The following is a 15,243-nucleotide window of genomic DNA, read 5'->3' as shown; positions in this document are numbered from 1 at the left end:
CTCGACGATGACCGCACCGCACCACGCACGTCGCCATGAACCACCCCACCTCCTCACAAGGAGAATTCATGCGACTCCGTTCCCGCGGCAGACGCCCCGCCGCGCTCGCCGCACTCCTCGCCCTCGCGCTCGCCGCGCCCCTGTCACTCACCGCCGCCGCCCCGGCCGGCGCCGACGGGGCACACGCGGCGGCCCCCTCGGCGGACGACATCCGCCAGTACGAGATCCACCAGCACACCACGCCCGTGACCCGCACGGCGATCCAGCGGGCCGGCGTCACCGTGGACGAGGCCGACGAGGAGACCGTGGTCGTCTCCGGCCGCGCCGACCAGATCCGCCAACTCCGCCGGCAGGGCTACGAGATCACCCCGCTGGGCGCGGCCCCCGACCGCTCCACGGCCGCCGACGGGCCGCGCCTGTTCGACTTCCCCTCGGCGGACTCCCGCTACCACAACTACGCCGAGATGAACGCGGAGATCGACCAGCGGATCGCGGCCTACCCGTCGATCATGAGCAAGCGCGTGATCGGCAGGTCGTACCAGGGCCGGGACATCGTCGCGGTCAAGGTCAGCGACAACGTCCGCACCGACGAGGCCGAGCCCGAGGTCCTCTTCACCCACCACCAGCACGCCCGTGAGCACCTCACCGTGGAGATGGCCCTGTACCTGCTGCGGGAGCTGGGCGCCGGCTACGGCGGCGACGCCCGGATCACGAAGATGGTGCGGGAACGGGAGATCTGGATCGTCCCCGACCTCAACCCGGACGGCGGCGAGTACGACATCGCCACCGGCTCCTACCGCTCCTGGCGCAAGAACCGCCAGCCCAACTCCGGTTCGTCGTACGTCGGCACCGACCTGAACCGCAACTGGGACTATCGCTGGGGCTGCTGCGGCGGCTCCTCGGGCAGCAAGTCCTCGGAGACGTACCGGGGTCCGGCGCCCGAGTCGGCCCCCGAGGTGAAGGTGGTCGCCGACTTCGTGCGCAGCCGGGTCGTCGGCGGGGTGCAGCAGATCAAGGCCGGCATCGACTTCCACACCTACAGCGAGCTGGTGCTGTGGCCGTTCGGCTACACGTACTCCGACACCACCACCGGCATGACGGCCGACGACCACGCCGCGTTCAAGGCCGTCGGCCAGAAGATGGCCGCGAGCAACGGCTACACGGCCCAGCAGTCCAGCGACCTGTACATCACCGACGGATCGATCGACGACTACCTCTGGGGCACCCACAAGATCTTCGGCTACACCTTCGAGATGTACCCGAGGTCGGCGTCCGGCGGCGGGTTCTACCCGCCCGACGAGGTCATCGAGCGGGAGACGTCCCGCAACCGCGACGCCGTGCTCCAGCTGCTGGAGAACGCCGACTGCATGTACCGGGCGATCGGCAAGGAGGGACAGTACTGCCGTTAGGCGCGGTCGGCGTCCTCGGCCTTGTCCTTCTCGCCGGACGGGTCGTCCTGGTGGTCCTCCCCCTCGGACTTCTCGTCCGGCGCCTCGGCGCCGTCGTCGAAGTACGCGTCGAGGACCTCGTCCAGGGCTGCGTCCCACTCGGCGAACCGACGGCGTGAGTCGGCCTCGATCTCGATCGGGTACCAACGCCGGTCGGGGGTGTGGACGGTGACGGTGAACCGCTTGCCGAAGCGGGCCGTCTCCGTCTCCACCGCGCCGATCTCGTCCCAGCGGAACTCGCACTCCTGGTCGTCCAGCCTCAGCCGCACGCCGCGGTGGTCGGCGACGAGGGCGGCACGGCGGTCGGACGCCTCGAAGGCGGGCCCGTCCGGGGCGTTCTCCGGCTCGTCGTCCCCGGTCCCCTCGTCGGCCCCGGCGGCCGGGGAGCCCGAGGGTTCCCGGGCCGCCGCGACCTCGTCCGGTGCGGCTTCCGTCGCGGTGTCGTCGACGCCCCCGCCCTCGTCCGTGCCGGGCGCGTCCTTCGTGTCCTTCGCGTCCTCCTCGCGGCCGGTCGCGGGCGCGGTGAGCCCGGGGATGAAGGCCGGGTCGAACCCGGCGCCCTCCAGGGGCTTGCTGCTGCTCGAACCTATGCGCTGCTCCACACCGCAGGAGTATGGTCGACGATCCTGTGCGCGTCACAGCCAGCCCCGACTTCGTTATCAGACGCCTACACGGGCACCACGCGTCACCGCGCCCGCCGGGGTCACACCACCAGGCTCAGCGCCGCCGCGACCGCGAACCCGGCGACGGACAGCACGCTCTCCAGCACCGTCCACGTCTTGAGCGTGTCCCGCTCGCTGATGCCGAAGTACTTGGCGACCATCCAGAACCCGCCGTCGTTGACGTGCGAGGCGAAGATGGAGCCCGCCGAGATGGCCATGATGACGAGCGCGACGAACGCCTGCGAGTGGTCGCCCTCGGAGAGCAGCGGCGCCACGATGCCGGCCGTGGTGACGATGGCGACGGTCGCCGAGCCCTGCGCGACCCGCAGCACCACGGAGATCAGGTACGACAGCACGATCACCGGCAGGCCGACGTCGTTGAAGGTGTCCGACAGCGCCTGCGCGACGCCGCTGCCCTTGAGGACGGCACCGAAGACGCCGCCCGCGCCGACCACCAGCAGGATGTTGCCGACCGGCTTGAGGGACGAAGTGGACACGGTCTCCAGGGACTTGCGGGACCAGCCGCGCCGGATGCCGAGCAAGTAGTACGCGAGGAACAGGGCGAGGGTGAGCGCCACGAACGGGTGACCGAAGAACTCGATGACCGAGCGCAGGGTGGAGGGGTCCAGCGCGATGGAGGAGAAGGTCGCGGCGAGGATGAGCAGGAGCGGGGTGCCGATGATCCCGAGGACCGTGCCGAGCGGCACCGGCGTCTCCCGCGGCTGCACGCCCGACGCGCGCTGTTCGGCGGCGACGGCGTCCTTGGCCTCCTGCGCGGCCTCGACCATGTCCTGCGGCACGGCGACGAAGATGCGCTTGCCGATCCAGGCGGAGTAGACCCACGCGGCGACGACGGCGGGGAGGCCGCAGACGACGCCCATGAGGATGACCCAGCCGAGGTCGACCTGCAGCAGTCCGGCGGCGGCCACCGGGCCCGGGTGCGGGGGCAGGAAGGCGTGGGTGACGGAGAGTCCGGCGAGGAGGGGGAGACAGTAGAGCAGGATCGACTTTCCGGAGCGCTTGGCGGCCGCGTAGACGATCGGGGCGAGGACGAAGATGCCGACGTCGAAGAAGACCGGGATGCCGAAGATGAGGCCGGTCAGGCCCATCGCGAGGGGCGCCCGCTTCTCGCCGAACAGCCCGAGCAGCCGGGACGCCAGCACTTCGGCGCCGCCGCTGACCTCGAGGATCGCGCCGAGCATGGTGCCCAGGCCGATGATGATCGCGACGTGGCCGAGGATGCCGCCCATCCCGGACTCGATGGTGGACACCGCGTCCGACTTCTGCACGGTGCCGAAGAGTTCGGTGACGGACAGTCCCGCGAGCAGGCCGACGGCTATGGAGACGCCGAGCAGCGCGACGAACGGCTGGAGGCGGACCTTGATGATCAGGAACAGCAGCAGGGCGATGCCGACGGCGGCCACGGTGAGCAGGCCCGCGGTGCCGTCGATCAGGAGGAGCAGTCCTCCGGTGTGCGGGGGTGTCTCCGCGGGCGCGGAGGCTGCGAGCGGGAGGGACGGATGGGACATCGGGGGTCCTCTGGGTAAGGGCATGGTCTCGGGGAGTCTGGGGGTCCCCCCAGAAGGCACAGCCGGGCAGGGGGGATCGCGGCACGGCGTCCCGGGGTGCGGGACGCCGTGCCGTGACGACGTGCGAGGTGCGGGTGAGGAAAGGGCTCAGCCGAGGACGGCGAGCGCGTCGATCTCGATGAGGAGGCCGGCGGGGAGACCGACGTAGACGGTCGTGCGGGCGGCCGGGGGCTGGGTGAGGCCCTGCTCCTCGAAGTAGGCGTTGTAGAGGTCGTTCATCTCCGCGAAGTGGTCCACGTCGGTGAGGTAGACGCGGATCATCATCACGTCGTCCCAGCCGGCGCCGCCCTCCTCGAGGATCGCCTTGACGTTGGCGAGGGTCTGGAGGGTCTGCTCGCGCAGGGTGGGACCGGCGGGCGTGGGCGGCTTGCCCTCCTCGGCGGGCAGGAAGCCGACCTGGCCGGCGACCTGGAGGATGTTGCCCTTGCGGACGCCGTGCGAGAACTTCGCGGGCGGGGTGGTGTGGGTCTTCGGGGTCAGCGCGACTTTCTCGGTCATGCGGGGGATGTCCTTACTTCGGTTCTGCCGGGGTCCGGCCGGAGTACTCGCCGCTGATGGCGTCCGCGGTACGGCGCACCAGAGGGAGCAGGGTGAGGAGCTCGTCGGCGGTGACGACGACGTTCGGCGCGGAGACCGACATCGCGGCGACCACCCGGCCGTCGGCGCCGCGGATCGGCGCGGCGACGCAGTTGATGGACTCCTCGTGGCCGCCGAGGTCGGTGGCCCAGCCCTGTTCGCGCACCTTGGCCAGCTCCTGGAGGAACGCGGCCGCGTGGGGCGTCGAACGGGGCGTGTACATGGGGTAGTCGAGCTTCTCCGCGAGGGCGCGGCGCTCGTGTTCGGGCAGGTCGGCGAGGAGCAGCTTGGCCACGGCGGCCACGGTGATGGCGACGGGCTTGCCGATGCGGGAGTACATCCGCACGGGATAGCGGCTCTCCACCTTGTCGATGTAAAGGACCTCGTTCTCCTCGTACACGGCGAGGTGGACGGTGTGCCCGCACTGCTCGTTGAGGCGTACGAGGTGGGCGTGGGCGATCTCGCGCACGTCGAGGTTCTCCATCGCCTCCTGGGCGAGCGCGAAGAGGCGGGCGCCGAGGCGGTAGCGCTGGTCGGACTGGCGGTAGACCAGACCGTGTTCGTGGAGGGTGCGCAGCAGGCGCAGGGCCGTGGACTTGTGCACGCCGAGGCGGTCGGCGACCTGGCCGAGGTCGGCGGGGCCCTCCGCGAGCAGCGGAAGGATGCTCAGGGCGCGGTCTACGGTCTGGCTCATGGGGTGCGTGCCTCCTCTGCGGCCTCTGCGTCGGCGTCTGTCCAGCCGGGGCCGAGACGCAGTGTCTCCCATGCGGGGTCGTCGAGAGCGGCAAGGCGGTCGGCCAGGGGCCGGGGCGGGGGTGTCGCCAGGTCGCCTGGGGCGGTGAGGGTGGCTGCGGCCGTGAGGTGGCCGTGCCTCAGCCGTGTTGTCAGCGGGAGGCCGCGCAGGGTTGCTGAGAGAAAGCCCGCTGCGAACGCGTCGCCTGCGCCGGTTGTGGCGACCACGTCGACTTTCAGGGCTGCGGCCGTTGCGGCTGGGTGGGGGGGCGTTTCGCAGCCCGGCGATTGCGGGGTGCCGTCGCGCCCACCCTCCCCCACTCCCGGCTTCGCTCGAGCGGGGGGACCCCCATCGCCCCTGGGGGTCCCTCCCAGGCCCTTGAGGCACTGGGGGAGGCCCGACTGCCCGCGACCGGCGCGGAATGCGACCGCACCCTCCCTGCCCTGTTTCACCACCAGGGTGCCCGGTTCCGGGAGGGCTTCTCGGATGGCCGTCGGGCCGCCCGTGAGGCCCCAGGCTTCCTCTGCCTCGTCCTCTCCCACGAAGACGATGTCCGCCCCGCGGGCCAGGTCCAGCAGGACCTCCGGGCCGTACGCGTCGCCCCACAGTCCCGGGCGGTGGTTCACGTCGAAGGAGATCAGGGGGCGGTTCGGATGGGGGGCGGTCAGCTCCCTCAGGAGGTCCAGGCAGTCCGGCGAGAGCGCCGCCGTGATGCCCGACAGGTGCAGGACGCGTCCGGCACGTACGGCGTCCAGGTCCACGCCGGCCGGCGACATCGCCGACGCCGCCGAGCCCGCCCGGTAGTAGGCGACCTCGTGGGTGTCGCCCGCCCGGTCGCCCGCCGTGCGGAAGTAGACGCCCGTGGGGCGGGACGGGTCGCGGCGGACGTACGCCACGTCGACGCCGTACGCGCCGATCGCCTCGACGAGGTGGTCGCCGAAGCCGTCCGCGCCCACCCGGCTGACCCAGCGGGTGGTGTGGCCGGCCACCGCGAGCGCGCACGCCACGTTGGACTCCGCGCCGCCGATCGACCGGTGGAAGGAGGGGACGTCGGCGAGGCGGCCGGGCCGCGTCGGCAGGAACGTCACCATGGACTCGCCGAGCGCGACGACGTCCACGACGTCGGGGGCGTTTCCGGTTCCGGTGACGGTCACGATGGCGGGGCTCCTCGTCGGGGCGGGGACGCGGTGTCCGTTGACCGCGTGTGGCGGAGATGTTAGACAGCGGTGAGCGATATACGCAATGGGTGTTGCAGTAAGTGCAACACCGCTGATCAGGGAGGCTGTCATGGTCCTCGATGCTCTCGCCCGCCTCGCCGAGGAACGGGTCGGCCACCGCTTCAAGGGCCTCCCGCCGGACGCCGCGGACCTCACCGTGGGCGAGCTGGCCGCGCAGCGCCGGAACCTCTTCACCGACGGCTTCACCACCCCCGTGCTCGCGCTGTCCGCCGAGCGTCTGGAGCACAACCTGGCGGCGCTGGAGACGTACGCCGAGCGGCACGGACTCGCGTTCGCGCCGCACGGCAAGACCTCCATGGCACCGCAGCTCTTCCAGCGCCAGATCGAGCGCGGCGCGTGGGGCGTCACGCTCGCGGTCCCCCACCAGGTGCGCGTCGCGCGGGAGTTCGGGGTCGAGCGGGTCTTCCTGGCGAACGAGCTGGTGGACGCGGCGGCCCTGCGCTGGGTCGCCGCCGAGCTGGACGCCGACCCCGGCTTCCGCTTCGTCTGCTACGTCGACTCCGTGCGCGGGGTGGAGCTGATGGAAGCGGCGCTGGACGGGGCGTCCCGGCCGGTGGACGTGGTGGTCGAGCTGGCCGCCGGTGAGGGCGCACGCACGGGGGTGCGGACGGAGGCGGAGTGCGCGGCCGTCGCCGACGCCGTGGCGGGCGCGCGGGCGCTGCGGCTGGTGGGGGTGGCCGGGTACGAGGGCGAGGTGCCGCAGGCCGACCCGGAGCGGGTGCGGGCCTGGCTGCGGCGGCTGGTGGCGCTGGCCGTGGACTTCGACGAGGCGGGGCGGTTCGCGGCGCTGGACGAGATCGTGGTGAGCGCGGGCGGCAGTGCCTGGTTCGACGCGGTGGCGGACGTCTTCGCGGAGGTGCCCGAGCTGTCGGCGCCGGTGCTGAAGCTGCTGCGGTCCGGGGCGTACGTGTCGCACGACGACGGGCACTACCAGCGGCTGACCCCGTTCAACCGGGTGCCGGGCGAGGGCGGTCTTGAGCCGGCGTTCCGGCTGTGGACGCAGGTGGTGTCGCGGCCGTCGGCGGAGCAGGCGTTCACCAACGCGGGCAAGCGGGACGCCGCGTACGACCTGGATCTGCCGGTGGCCCGGGTGGTGCGCCGCGACGGGGTGGAGCGGCCGGCCACGGGCATCGAGGTGACCGGTCTGTCCGACCAGCACGCGTGGCTGCGCACCTCCTCGGAGGCGGATCTGGAGGTGGGAGACTGGGTGGGCCTCGGTCTGTCGCACCCTTGCACGTCCTTCGACAAATGGGCGCTGATCCCCGTGGCGGAGGCGGACGGCACGGTCGTCGACTACATCCGTACCTTCTTCTAGGAGGCAGGGCCGTGGAAGAACTCGTCATCCGGGACGCGGACGTCGTCGACGGCTCCGGCGACCACTCCTACCGCGCGGACGTGGTGGTGGACGGCGGACGCATCGTCTCCATCGTCAAGGAGGCGGCGGACGCGGGCTGCCAGCGTCCGAAGGCGCGGCGCGAACTGGACGCGGAGGGGCTGGTGCTGGCCCCCGGATTCATCGACATGCACGCGCACAGCGACCTGGCGCTGCTGCGGGACCCCGACCACAGCGCGAAGGCCGCGCAGGGCGTCACCCTCGAAGTGCTGGGCCAGGACGGCCTGTCGTACGCGCCGGTGGACGACCGGACGCTGGGCGAGGTGCGGCGGGCGATCGCCGGGTGGAACGGCCCGGGTGACGACGTGGACTTCGACTGGCGGTCGGTGGGCGAGTACCTGGACCGGCTGGACCGGGGCGTCGCGGTGAACGCGGCGTACCTGATCCCGCAGGGCACCGTGCGCGCCCTCGCCGTCGGCTGGGAGGACCGCGAGGCGACCCCGGACGAGCTGGACCGCATGCGGCGGTTGGTCGCGGAGGGCATGGAGCAGGGCGCGGTCGGCATGTCGTCGGGGCTGACGTACACGCCGGGCATGTACGCCCCGGACGCCGAACTGACCGAGCTGTGCCGGGTGGTGGCGTCGTACGGCGGCTACTACTGCCCGCACCACCGGTCCTACGGCGCGGGCGCGCTGGAGGCGTACGCGGAGATGGTGGCGCTGACCCGGGAGGCGGGCTGTCCGCTGCACCTGGCCCACGCCACCATGAACTTCGGCGTGAACAAGGGCCGGGCGCCCGAGCTGCTGGCGCTGCTGGACGACGCGCTGGACGCGGGCGCCGACATCACCCTGGACACCTACCCGTACACCCCGGGCTGCACGACCCTGGTGGCGCTCCTGCCGAGCTGGGCGAGCGAGGGCGGCCCTGAGGCGATCCTGCGGCGGCTCGCGGACGAGGCGACGGCCGAGCGGATACGGCACGACCTGGAGGTCACCGGCTCCGACGGCTGCCACGGGGTGCCGGTGGAGTGGGAGACCATCGAGATCTCCGGGGTCGGCGACCCGGCGCTGGACGAGTACGTGGGCCGTACGGTGCTGGACGCGGCTCGGGCGCGTGGCGAGACGCCCTGGACGGTGGCGCGGGAGCTGCTGCTGAAGGACAGGCTCGCCCCGACGATCCTCCAGCATGTGGGCCACGAGGAGAACGTGCGGGCGATCATGCGCCACCGGGTGCACACGGGCGGCTCGGACGGCATCCTCCAGGGCGCGAAGCCGCACCCGCGCGCGTACGGGACGTTCCCCCGCTATCTCGGTCACTACGTGCGGGAGCTGGGAGTGCTGTCGCTGGAGGAGTGCGTGGCGCATCTGACCTCGCGGCCGGCGGCGCGGCTCGGGCTGCCGGACCGGGGACTGGTCCGCGAGGGCCACAAGGCGGACCTGGTGCTGTTCGACCCGCGGACGGTGGACGCCGGGTCGACCTTCGCCGAGCCGCGGACCCTGCCCACGGGCATCCCGTACGTGCTGGTCGACGGGCGGTTCGTGATCGAGGACGGGCGGCGCACGGACGTGCTGGCGGGGCGGGCGGTGCGCGGGACCCCGCGCTGACCGCCCGCCGCGCCGGGCCCGTCAAGGCTTGGGCACGGTGCAGCCGCTGGCGCTCAGGTCGAGGCGGTTGCCGGTGGTGAAGCAGGCGGTGAAGGGGTAGGTCTGCTGGGCGTAGTTGATGCCCTGGCGGACCGTGACACCGCCGTTCTGGTCGACCTCGCACGGGTTGTTGACCGTGCAGCGGGCGCCGTCCTCGTTGCCGGTGTTGTTGACGGCGACCACCTTGCCGGTGGCGTCGTCGACCACCGGGGAGCCGGAGGTGCCGCCGATGGTGTCGCAGGCGGAGGTGTAACGGACCGAGTCCTTCCAGGTCCAGTCACCCTCCTTCAGCCGGTACGCGAAGCCGTCGACGGAGCAGCTGTAGATCCGCTTCCAGTAGCCGGAGACCACGCTGATGGCGGTGCCGGCTGCCGGGCGGGAGCCGCTGAGGGTGAGCGGGTCGATCCCGTACGCGCTCTTGATCCGCGCGTACGTGGTGTTCAGGCGGTAGATCGCCGCGTCCGTGTCGGTCATGGTCGCGTAGACCAGCCTGTCGGCGCGCAGGGTGGCGACCTTGGCGCCGGAGGCGTTCAGCAGGCCGAAGGTGCGGCTGGACGCCCGGTCGGTGAGGACCTGGCCGGGCGCGGGGAAGCCGCTCTCCAGGCAGTGGCCGTTGGTGAGCACCAGCGCCGGGTCGGAGGCGGCCGAGTCCGGCATGCGGACGACGGAGCCGGAGCAGTTGCTCAGCGAGACGGTGCCCGCGAAGTTCACCGCGGCCGACTTCGGCGCGGTGATCCCCGACAGGGTGTCCGCGACGGCCCCGGCCGTGTCGTTGACGACGTCCGTCAGCGACGTGGCCGGGGCCGTGCCCGTGGTCGTGTCCGCGCCCGTGGGGGATGGCGCGGCGGCGACCGCGGGGGTCGCGCCCGCGCCGGCGAGTGCCAGGGCGCAGAGCGCGACGACGAGAGGTTTTCTCATGGGGGTCCCCTCAATGCGGCGTCGGGCGGCCGGATGGCTCCGGCCGCCCATAAAGTTGTCATGCGCATTGTCAGCACGGGGACGTCGGCGGGGCAAGGCCGTGTTTCCGCCGGTAACGCCACCGTGCGACACGGCCCGACAGGGGTGCCACCCACCAGTGGGGGTTCCGCCGGTGCGCGCGATCGCCGGGCCGGCCCACCCGGACGCCCGGGCGGCCCACCGCACCCGCGCCCGCCTACAACACGGCGGTCCCCAGGACGCCCGGCAGGCGGGACCGGATCAGCCCACCCACCGGACACCGGCCCGCACGAAGGTGGCCCACCACGCCCGCGGCCGCCTGGAACACGGCGATCCCTGGGCCGCCCGGCAGCGCGGAGCCGAAGCCCACCCACCGGACACCGGCCCGCACGGAGGCAGCACCGCACAGAACCGCGCCCACCCGGAACACGACGCCCCCTGGGCCGCCCGGCAGCGCGGAGCCGAAGCCCACCCACCGGACACCGGCCCGCACGGAGGCGGCCACCGCACCCGCGCCCGCCTGGAACACGACGATCCCGAGCTCCCCCGACAGGGCGGAACCGGGTCGGCCCACCCGCCAGGCACACGCCCGCACGAAGGCGGCACCGAACGGGACCGTGTCCACCTTGTCTACCTGGTCCACTTCGGTCCCCGGCCCCGGCCCGGCCGGTCGTCGCCGCCGGCCGGACCAGGGTCGCCCGGCGAGGTGGAGACAGTGGGGGCCGCCGTGGGGAGGCTCGGTGCGGAAGTGGTGGAGGCGCTCGCGGCAGGCGTGGACGGTGACCCACCGGCCTCCCGGTCCCCGCCGGAGGCCCTCGCACCCGGAGAGGCGGACCCGGCCGACGGGGTGCCGGTGGCATCCGGCCCGCGTTCCTGTGCGGAGGCGTCCGCCTCCGGGGACGGCACGTCGGATCGCCCGGTGGTCGCCCCCTCACGGTCACCCTGCTCCCCGGCGCCCTTGGACGACGACCCCGAGAAGGCGAAACCGGCGATCAGCGCCGCCACGGACACGGCGCCGACCGCCGACACGGCCGCCACCGCGCGACGCGTGCGCGGTGGCGCGGGGGCCCTGCGCCGGCCCCGCCCGCCGGGACCCGGGCGCGGAAGGCCACCGCGCGGCCGGTCCGGAGCGTCACCCGCCGCGCGCCCGCCGCCGGAGGGCGGCGCCTCCCCCGGCGGGGCGGGCTCGCCGTCGGCCCGCCCGGGCGGCGCCGGCTCGCCGGCCGCGACCGGCGGCAGCTCGCGTGTCTCGTCGTACGCGTTCTGCCAGCCGTGTGCGGCCGCCGGATCGGCGTAGGCGTCGTACGCCGGAGGCGGGGCGGCCTGCGGAAGGTAGACGCTCGGCGGAGTCCGGGGATCCGACGCGTCGTTCCCCCTGTCGGCGTACGGGAGTGGGCTGGACATGGCGGCGCATTGTAGGGAGGTCGGGGCCCTCCAGGACAGCGAGAGGACAAACCACCCGAACCGACGCGTCCCACGTGGCGGAAAACACGGCCCGAAGGGCCATACCGGGCCGTAAGCTCCCAGCATGCAGGTGATCCAGTCGACCAAGCTCGCCAACGTCTGTTACGAGATCCGGGGCCCGGTGCTCGAGGAGGCGATGCGGCTGGAAGCTGCCGGTCACCGCATCCTCAAGCTGAACACGGGCAACCCGGCGGCGTTCGGCTTCGAGTGCCCGCCCGAAATTCTCGAGGACATACTGCGCAACGTGTCGTCGGCGCACGGCTACGGGGACGCGAAGGGTCTGCTGGCCGCGCGCCGCGCCGTCGTCATGCACAACCAGACGCTGGGCATCGAGACCGACGTCGAGCACGTCTTCATCGGCAACGGCGTGTCCGAGCTGATCGTGATGGCGATGCAGGGCCTGCTGGACGACGGCGACGAGGTACTGGTCCCGGCCCCGGACTACCCGCTGTGGACGGCGGCCGTCTCCCTCTCCGGCGGCACGGCGGTGCACTACCGCTGCGACGAGCAGTCCGACTGGATGCCGGACCTCGCCGACGTGGAGCGCAAGGTCACCGACCGCACCAAGGCCCTCGTCATCATCAACCCGAACAACCCGACCGGCGCGGTCTACGACGAGGCGGTCGTCAAGGGCCTCACCGACATCGCCCGCCGCCACAACCTGCTGGTCTGCTCCGACGAGATCTACGACAAGATCCTCTACGACGACGCGGAGCACGTGCCGACCGCGAAGGTCGCCCCCGACCTGCTCACCCTCACCTTCAACGGCATGTCGAAGGCGTACCGGGTGGCCGGCTACCGGGTGGGCTGGATGTCGATCTCCGGCCCGCGCGCCCACGCCGACTCCTACATCGAGGGCCTGACGATCCTGGCGAACATGCGCCTGTGCGCGAACATGCCGGGCCAGCACGGAGTGGTCGCCGCGCTCAGCGGGCGCCAGACGATCAACGACCTCGTCCTGCCCGGCGGGCGGCTGCGCGAGCAGCGGGACACGGCGTACGAGCTGCTGACCCAGATCCCGGGCGTGAGCTGCGTGAAGCCGAAGGGCGCGCTGTACCTCTTCCCGCGCCTCGACCCGGACGTCTTCAAGGTCAAGGACGACCGGCGGATGGTCCTGGACCTGCTGCGCCGCGAGAAGATCATGGTCGTGCAGGGCACCGGCTTCAACTGGCCCGAGCCGGACCACTTCCGCGTGGTCACGCTGCCCTCGGTCACCGACCTGCGGGACGCGGTCGGCCGCATCGCACGCTTCCTCGACGGCTACAGCCAGCACTGAGACCCTCGCACTCCGCACTGAGGACTGATCACTTCCGAGCACGGCTCAACTTTAGACAGAATCTAAGCTAGGATGGCTTCCTGTCAGCACCCAGGAGGCCATCCATGTACGAACCGATCCGCTCCAAGTCGGTCCACAGCACGATGGCCGGCCCCGACGACTTCCCCCACAGGTCCCGCGAGGAGGAGCTGGACATCCAGCTCGCGGGCCATCTCGCCGCGCTGCTCACCGTCACCGACGAACTGCGGGCGGCGGCCCCCTCGGCCGATCTGGACACCGCGGCCGAGCGGCTCACCCAGGAGATCACCCGCCTGCGGGGAGGACGCACGCCGGCCCGTGCGACGACGTCCACGCGCGGCCGCGAGCCGGACGCGACGGCCCTGCACCGCAAGGCGCACGCGCTCGCCGGGCGCGCCCTGGTCGTCGCCGCGTCCCGCGCGGACACGGCGGCGGCGATCCTGGCCGCCGAGCGGATGGACGCGCACACCGCGGCTCTGAAGCCGCGCCCGCTCGCGTCCTCCGCACACTGAGCCCCTCACCGGGCTCCCCACGTACGGCCCCGGTCCGCGCGCACCCGCAGCGACGCGCGGACCGGGTGCCCTCTCACTTCCCCGGCCGGCCCGCGTACACCGACGCGCCCGCCGCACCGCGGATCTCCGGAAGCGCCGAGTGGAGCGCGGCGCCCGGGCACAGGGTGGCGTAGGCATGGCAGTGGCCGGAGATCCCGCGCCCTGGCTGTTCCCGGCGCGCCTTGATCTGCTCGCCCCTGCGGTGGCCCTCTTCGATCCGGCCGGCCGGCCTCACAACGACATCCAGCAGTAGAGCTGTTCCTCGGCGTCTCGGGCCCGTCCGGCGAGACGGAAGAGCTCATCGGCGAGTGGCCGCATACTCTCGGCGCTCGCTCCTTCGAGTTCTTCCGCCTGCACCCACCTCGCGACGACCGCGGGCACTTCGAAGTCACGCACTCCGGCCAGCGTGTCCCGTACCTGGGGAGAGAGTTCCGACACCCACGGCCCGGTCGTCCACGGGTCGTCCTCGGACTCGCGGCCCTCCGGTCCCGGGGCCGGGGAGGCCGGCCACACGGTTGTCTCCTCCACCAGGCCCACGCGCCATGCGGTGCCACGGATGGCGGCGATCAACTGCCCGAGGACCACAGCCGGATCCATGCCCTTGGCGTCGACTCCCTCGAACCGAGGGGGTTCCGTCGAGAGCGGGGACCCGCCGTCCGTCTCCTCCAGCGACTGCACCACCGCCGCGCTGTTCGGTGCGCGGAAGTAGTCGGTCAGAACACCCATCGCATGCCTCCCGGTCTGCGTCTGCCGGGAGGCAGTAGATCAGATGGAGCGGCGGCGTCAGTGCCGTCCGCTATGCGAGCGTGAGCATGGCCCGAGTGATCTCCCCGACCGCCGTATCGGGGATCGTCGTGGCGGCCTCCTCGAGGACGAGCAGCCTCGCCCCGGGGATCTCGCGTGCGATCGCTTCGGCGTTGCCGACGGGGAAGAACCGGTCGCGGCGGCCGTGGACGACGAGTGTGGGGAGCTTGATCTCGGGCAGGCGCTCGCGCCAGCGGGGTGTGCAGTCGAGCCTGGAGAACACCATGCCGAGCTGGTTGGCCATCTGGACCGCCGGGGCGGTGCCGGGCGTGCGGTCCCAGATGCGCGCGGCAACCTCACGTGCGGCAACGGGGTCGTCGCCGAGGATCTCCGCACCGGCGGCGGCGAAGTCCGCCACCGCCTCCCTGTCGCTCCAGTCGGGCATCGCGTGCGCGAACAGCCGGCCCATCGTCGCCTGGTCGTGGTCGGGGAGGTCGTCGTCGGGCGGGCCGGGCGCGACCGCGCGGGTGCCGACCAGCGTGAGCGCCGAGAAGGCGTCCGGGTGGTCGAGCACGACGACCTGGGCGACCATCCCGCCGACGCCGATCCCCGCGAGGTGCGCGGGCCGGCCGCCGAGCACGTCGGCGAGGGCCGCCGCGTCGGCGGCGAGGTCGCGCAGGGTGTAGGCGGGAGCCTCCGGGTCGCGCGTCGTCGACGCGCCGCTGTCCCGCAGGTCGTAGCGCACGACGCGGCGCCCGCCGTCGGCGAGGCGCTCGCACAGCGCGTCGGGCCAGGAGAGCATCGTCGTCCCGCCGACGAGCAGGACGAGCGGCGCGTCGTCGGCACCGAACGACTCGACGCCCGAGGTGACGCCGTTGGCTGTGACGGTGGTGGTGTGACCAGTCATGACAGAGCAGACTCCGTCTGCAGCCCGAACTCATCGCTCATGCGCCGGACGACCGGAGCACCGTCCGGCGACTGCCCCGCTCCATGTCAGTGGGCGGTCCCAGGATCACGTCGGCTCAGACGCCT

Annotated in this window: 15 protein-coding genes; 5 read left to right on the top strand and 10 right to left on the bottom strand. The window is 72.5% G+C overall.

Features of this window, described 5'->3' with window-relative positions:
- Nucleotides 1-68: 68 nt before the first annotated feature.
- On the top strand, nt 69-1,409 hold the full coding sequence (locus MTR79_RS04665; protein WP_244789273.1) for a M14 family metallopeptidase: 1,341 nt from the start codon (nt 69-71) through the stop codon (nt 1,407-1,409).
- On the opposite strand, the gene MTR79_RS04660 is transcribed toward MTR79_RS04665, so the two are convergent.
- The 5 genes from MTR79_RS04660 to MTR79_RS04640 all read right to left on the bottom strand — a co-directional run bounded on the left by MTR79_RS04660 (nt 1,406) and on the right by MTR79_RS04640 (nt 6,162).
- Entirely contained in the window at nt 1,406-2,050 is a 645-nt protein-coding gene (locus MTR79_RS04660) for a hypothetical protein (RefSeq protein ID WP_086703267.1), read from the bottom strand. The genes MTR79_RS04665 and MTR79_RS04660 overlap by 4 nt on opposite strands.
- Before the next feature lie 101 nt (nt 2,051-2,151).
- Nucleotides 2,152-3,639: a gluconate:H+ symporter gene (locus tag MTR79_RS04655; RefSeq protein WP_086703266.1), complete on the bottom strand. Its 1,488-nt coding sequence runs from the start codon at nt 3,637-3,639 to the stop codon at nt 2,152-2,154.
- A 147-nt stretch (nt 3,640-3,786) separates the two neighbouring features.
- A complete protein-coding gene (locus tag MTR79_RS04650; RefSeq protein WP_048455887.1) occupies nt 3,787-4,197 on the bottom strand; it encodes a RidA family protein in 411 nt (136 codons plus the stop codon).
- A gap of 13 nt (nt 4,198-4,210) precedes the next feature.
- The gene (locus tag MTR79_RS04645) at nt 4,211-4,969 is read right to left on the bottom strand and encodes an IclR family transcriptional regulator (RefSeq protein ID WP_019522387.1); all 759 of its coding nucleotides are present in this window, start codon (nt 4,967-4,969) and stop codon (nt 4,211-4,213) included.
- Nucleotides 4,966-6,162, bottom strand: coding sequence for a sugar kinase (locus MTR79_RS04640; RefSeq protein WP_244789271.1), 1,197 nt, complete (start codon nt 6,160-6,162; stop codon nt 4,966-4,968). Before MTR79_RS04640 ends, MTR79_RS04645 begins: the two co-directional genes overlap by 4 nt.
- Before the next feature lie 133 nt (nt 6,163-6,295).
- Between MTR79_RS04640 and MTR79_RS04635 the strand changes: the two genes are divergently transcribed.
- Together MTR79_RS04635 and MTR79_RS04630 are read left to right on the top strand one after the other, a co-directional pair.
- On the top strand, nt 6,296-7,561 hold the full coding sequence (locus MTR79_RS04635) for an alanine racemase (protein WP_244789269.1): 1,266 nt from the start codon (nt 6,296-6,298) through the stop codon (nt 7,559-7,561).
- Between the two features lie 11 nt (nt 7,562-7,572).
- Nucleotides 7,573-9,183 carry a D-aminoacylase gene (locus MTR79_RS04630; RefSeq protein ID WP_216717189.1) on the top strand — a complete coding sequence of 537 codons (1,611 nt, stop codon included), beginning with the start codon at nt 7,573-7,575 and terminating at the stop codon, nt 9,181-9,183.
- A gap of 21 nt (nt 9,184-9,204) precedes the next feature.
- Here MTR79_RS04630 and MTR79_RS04625 read toward each other — a convergent pair whose 3' ends face one another.
- The 3 genes from MTR79_RS04625 to MTR79_RS04615 all read right to left on the bottom strand — a co-directional run bounded on the left by MTR79_RS04625 (nt 9,205) and on the right by MTR79_RS04615 (nt 11,562).
- The gene (locus MTR79_RS04625) at nt 9,205-10,140 is read right to left on the bottom strand and encodes a serine protease (RefSeq protein ID WP_244789267.1); all 936 of its coding nucleotides are present in this window, start codon (nt 10,138-10,140) and stop codon (nt 9,205-9,207) included.
- A gap of 235 nt (nt 10,141-10,375) precedes the next feature.
- Complete coding sequence (locus tag MTR79_RS04620; protein WP_244789265.1) at nt 10,376-10,801, bottom strand: hypothetical protein; 426 nt, start codon at nt 10,799-10,801, stop codon at nt 10,376-10,378.
- The gene (locus MTR79_RS04615; protein WP_244789263.1) at nt 10,789-11,562 is read right to left on the bottom strand and encodes a hypothetical protein; all 774 of its coding nucleotides are present in this window, start codon (nt 11,560-11,562) and stop codon (nt 10,789-10,791) included. The genes MTR79_RS04620 and MTR79_RS04615 overlap by 13 nt, the downstream gene beginning before the upstream one ends.
- A 124-nt stretch (nt 11,563-11,686) precedes the next feature.
- Here MTR79_RS04615 and MTR79_RS04610 point away from each other — a divergent pair, with 124 nt between their 5' ends.
- Nucleotides 11,687-12,898: a pyridoxal phosphate-dependent aminotransferase gene (locus MTR79_RS04610; protein WP_048455892.1), complete on the top strand. Its 1,212-nt coding sequence runs from the start codon at nt 11,687-11,689 to the stop codon at nt 12,896-12,898.
- Nucleotides 12,899-13,002: 104 nt separating this feature from the next.
- Nucleotides 13,003-13,428 carry a hypothetical protein gene (locus tag MTR79_RS04605; protein WP_244789261.1) on the top strand — a complete coding sequence of 142 codons (426 nt, stop codon included), beginning with the start codon at nt 13,003-13,005 and terminating at the stop codon, nt 13,426-13,428.
- Nucleotides 13,429-13,698: 270 nt separating this feature from the next.
- Here the strand turns inward: MTR79_RS04605 and MTR79_RS04600 are convergent, their stop codons facing one another.
- Nucleotides 13,699-14,193 carry a hypothetical protein gene (locus MTR79_RS04600; protein ID WP_244789259.1) on the bottom strand — a complete coding sequence of 165 codons (495 nt, stop codon included), beginning with the start codon at nt 14,191-14,193 and terminating at the stop codon, nt 13,699-13,701.
- 70 nt (nt 14,194-14,263) lie between these two features.
- Nucleotides 14,264-15,118, bottom strand: coding sequence for an alpha/beta hydrolase (locus MTR79_RS04595; RefSeq protein WP_244789257.1), 855 nt, complete (start codon nt 15,116-15,118; stop codon nt 14,264-14,266).
- Nucleotides 15,119-15,243 lie beyond the last annotated feature (125 nt).

Source organism: Streptomyces sp. BJ20 (assembly GCF_022869105.1).
Classification (GTDB): Bacteria; Actinomycetota; Actinomycetes; order Streptomycetales; family Streptomycetaceae; genus Streptomyces; species Streptomyces griseoincarnatus.
Note: the sequence above shows the minus strand (reverse complement) of the source record. Positions and strands in the feature narration are given on the sequence as shown.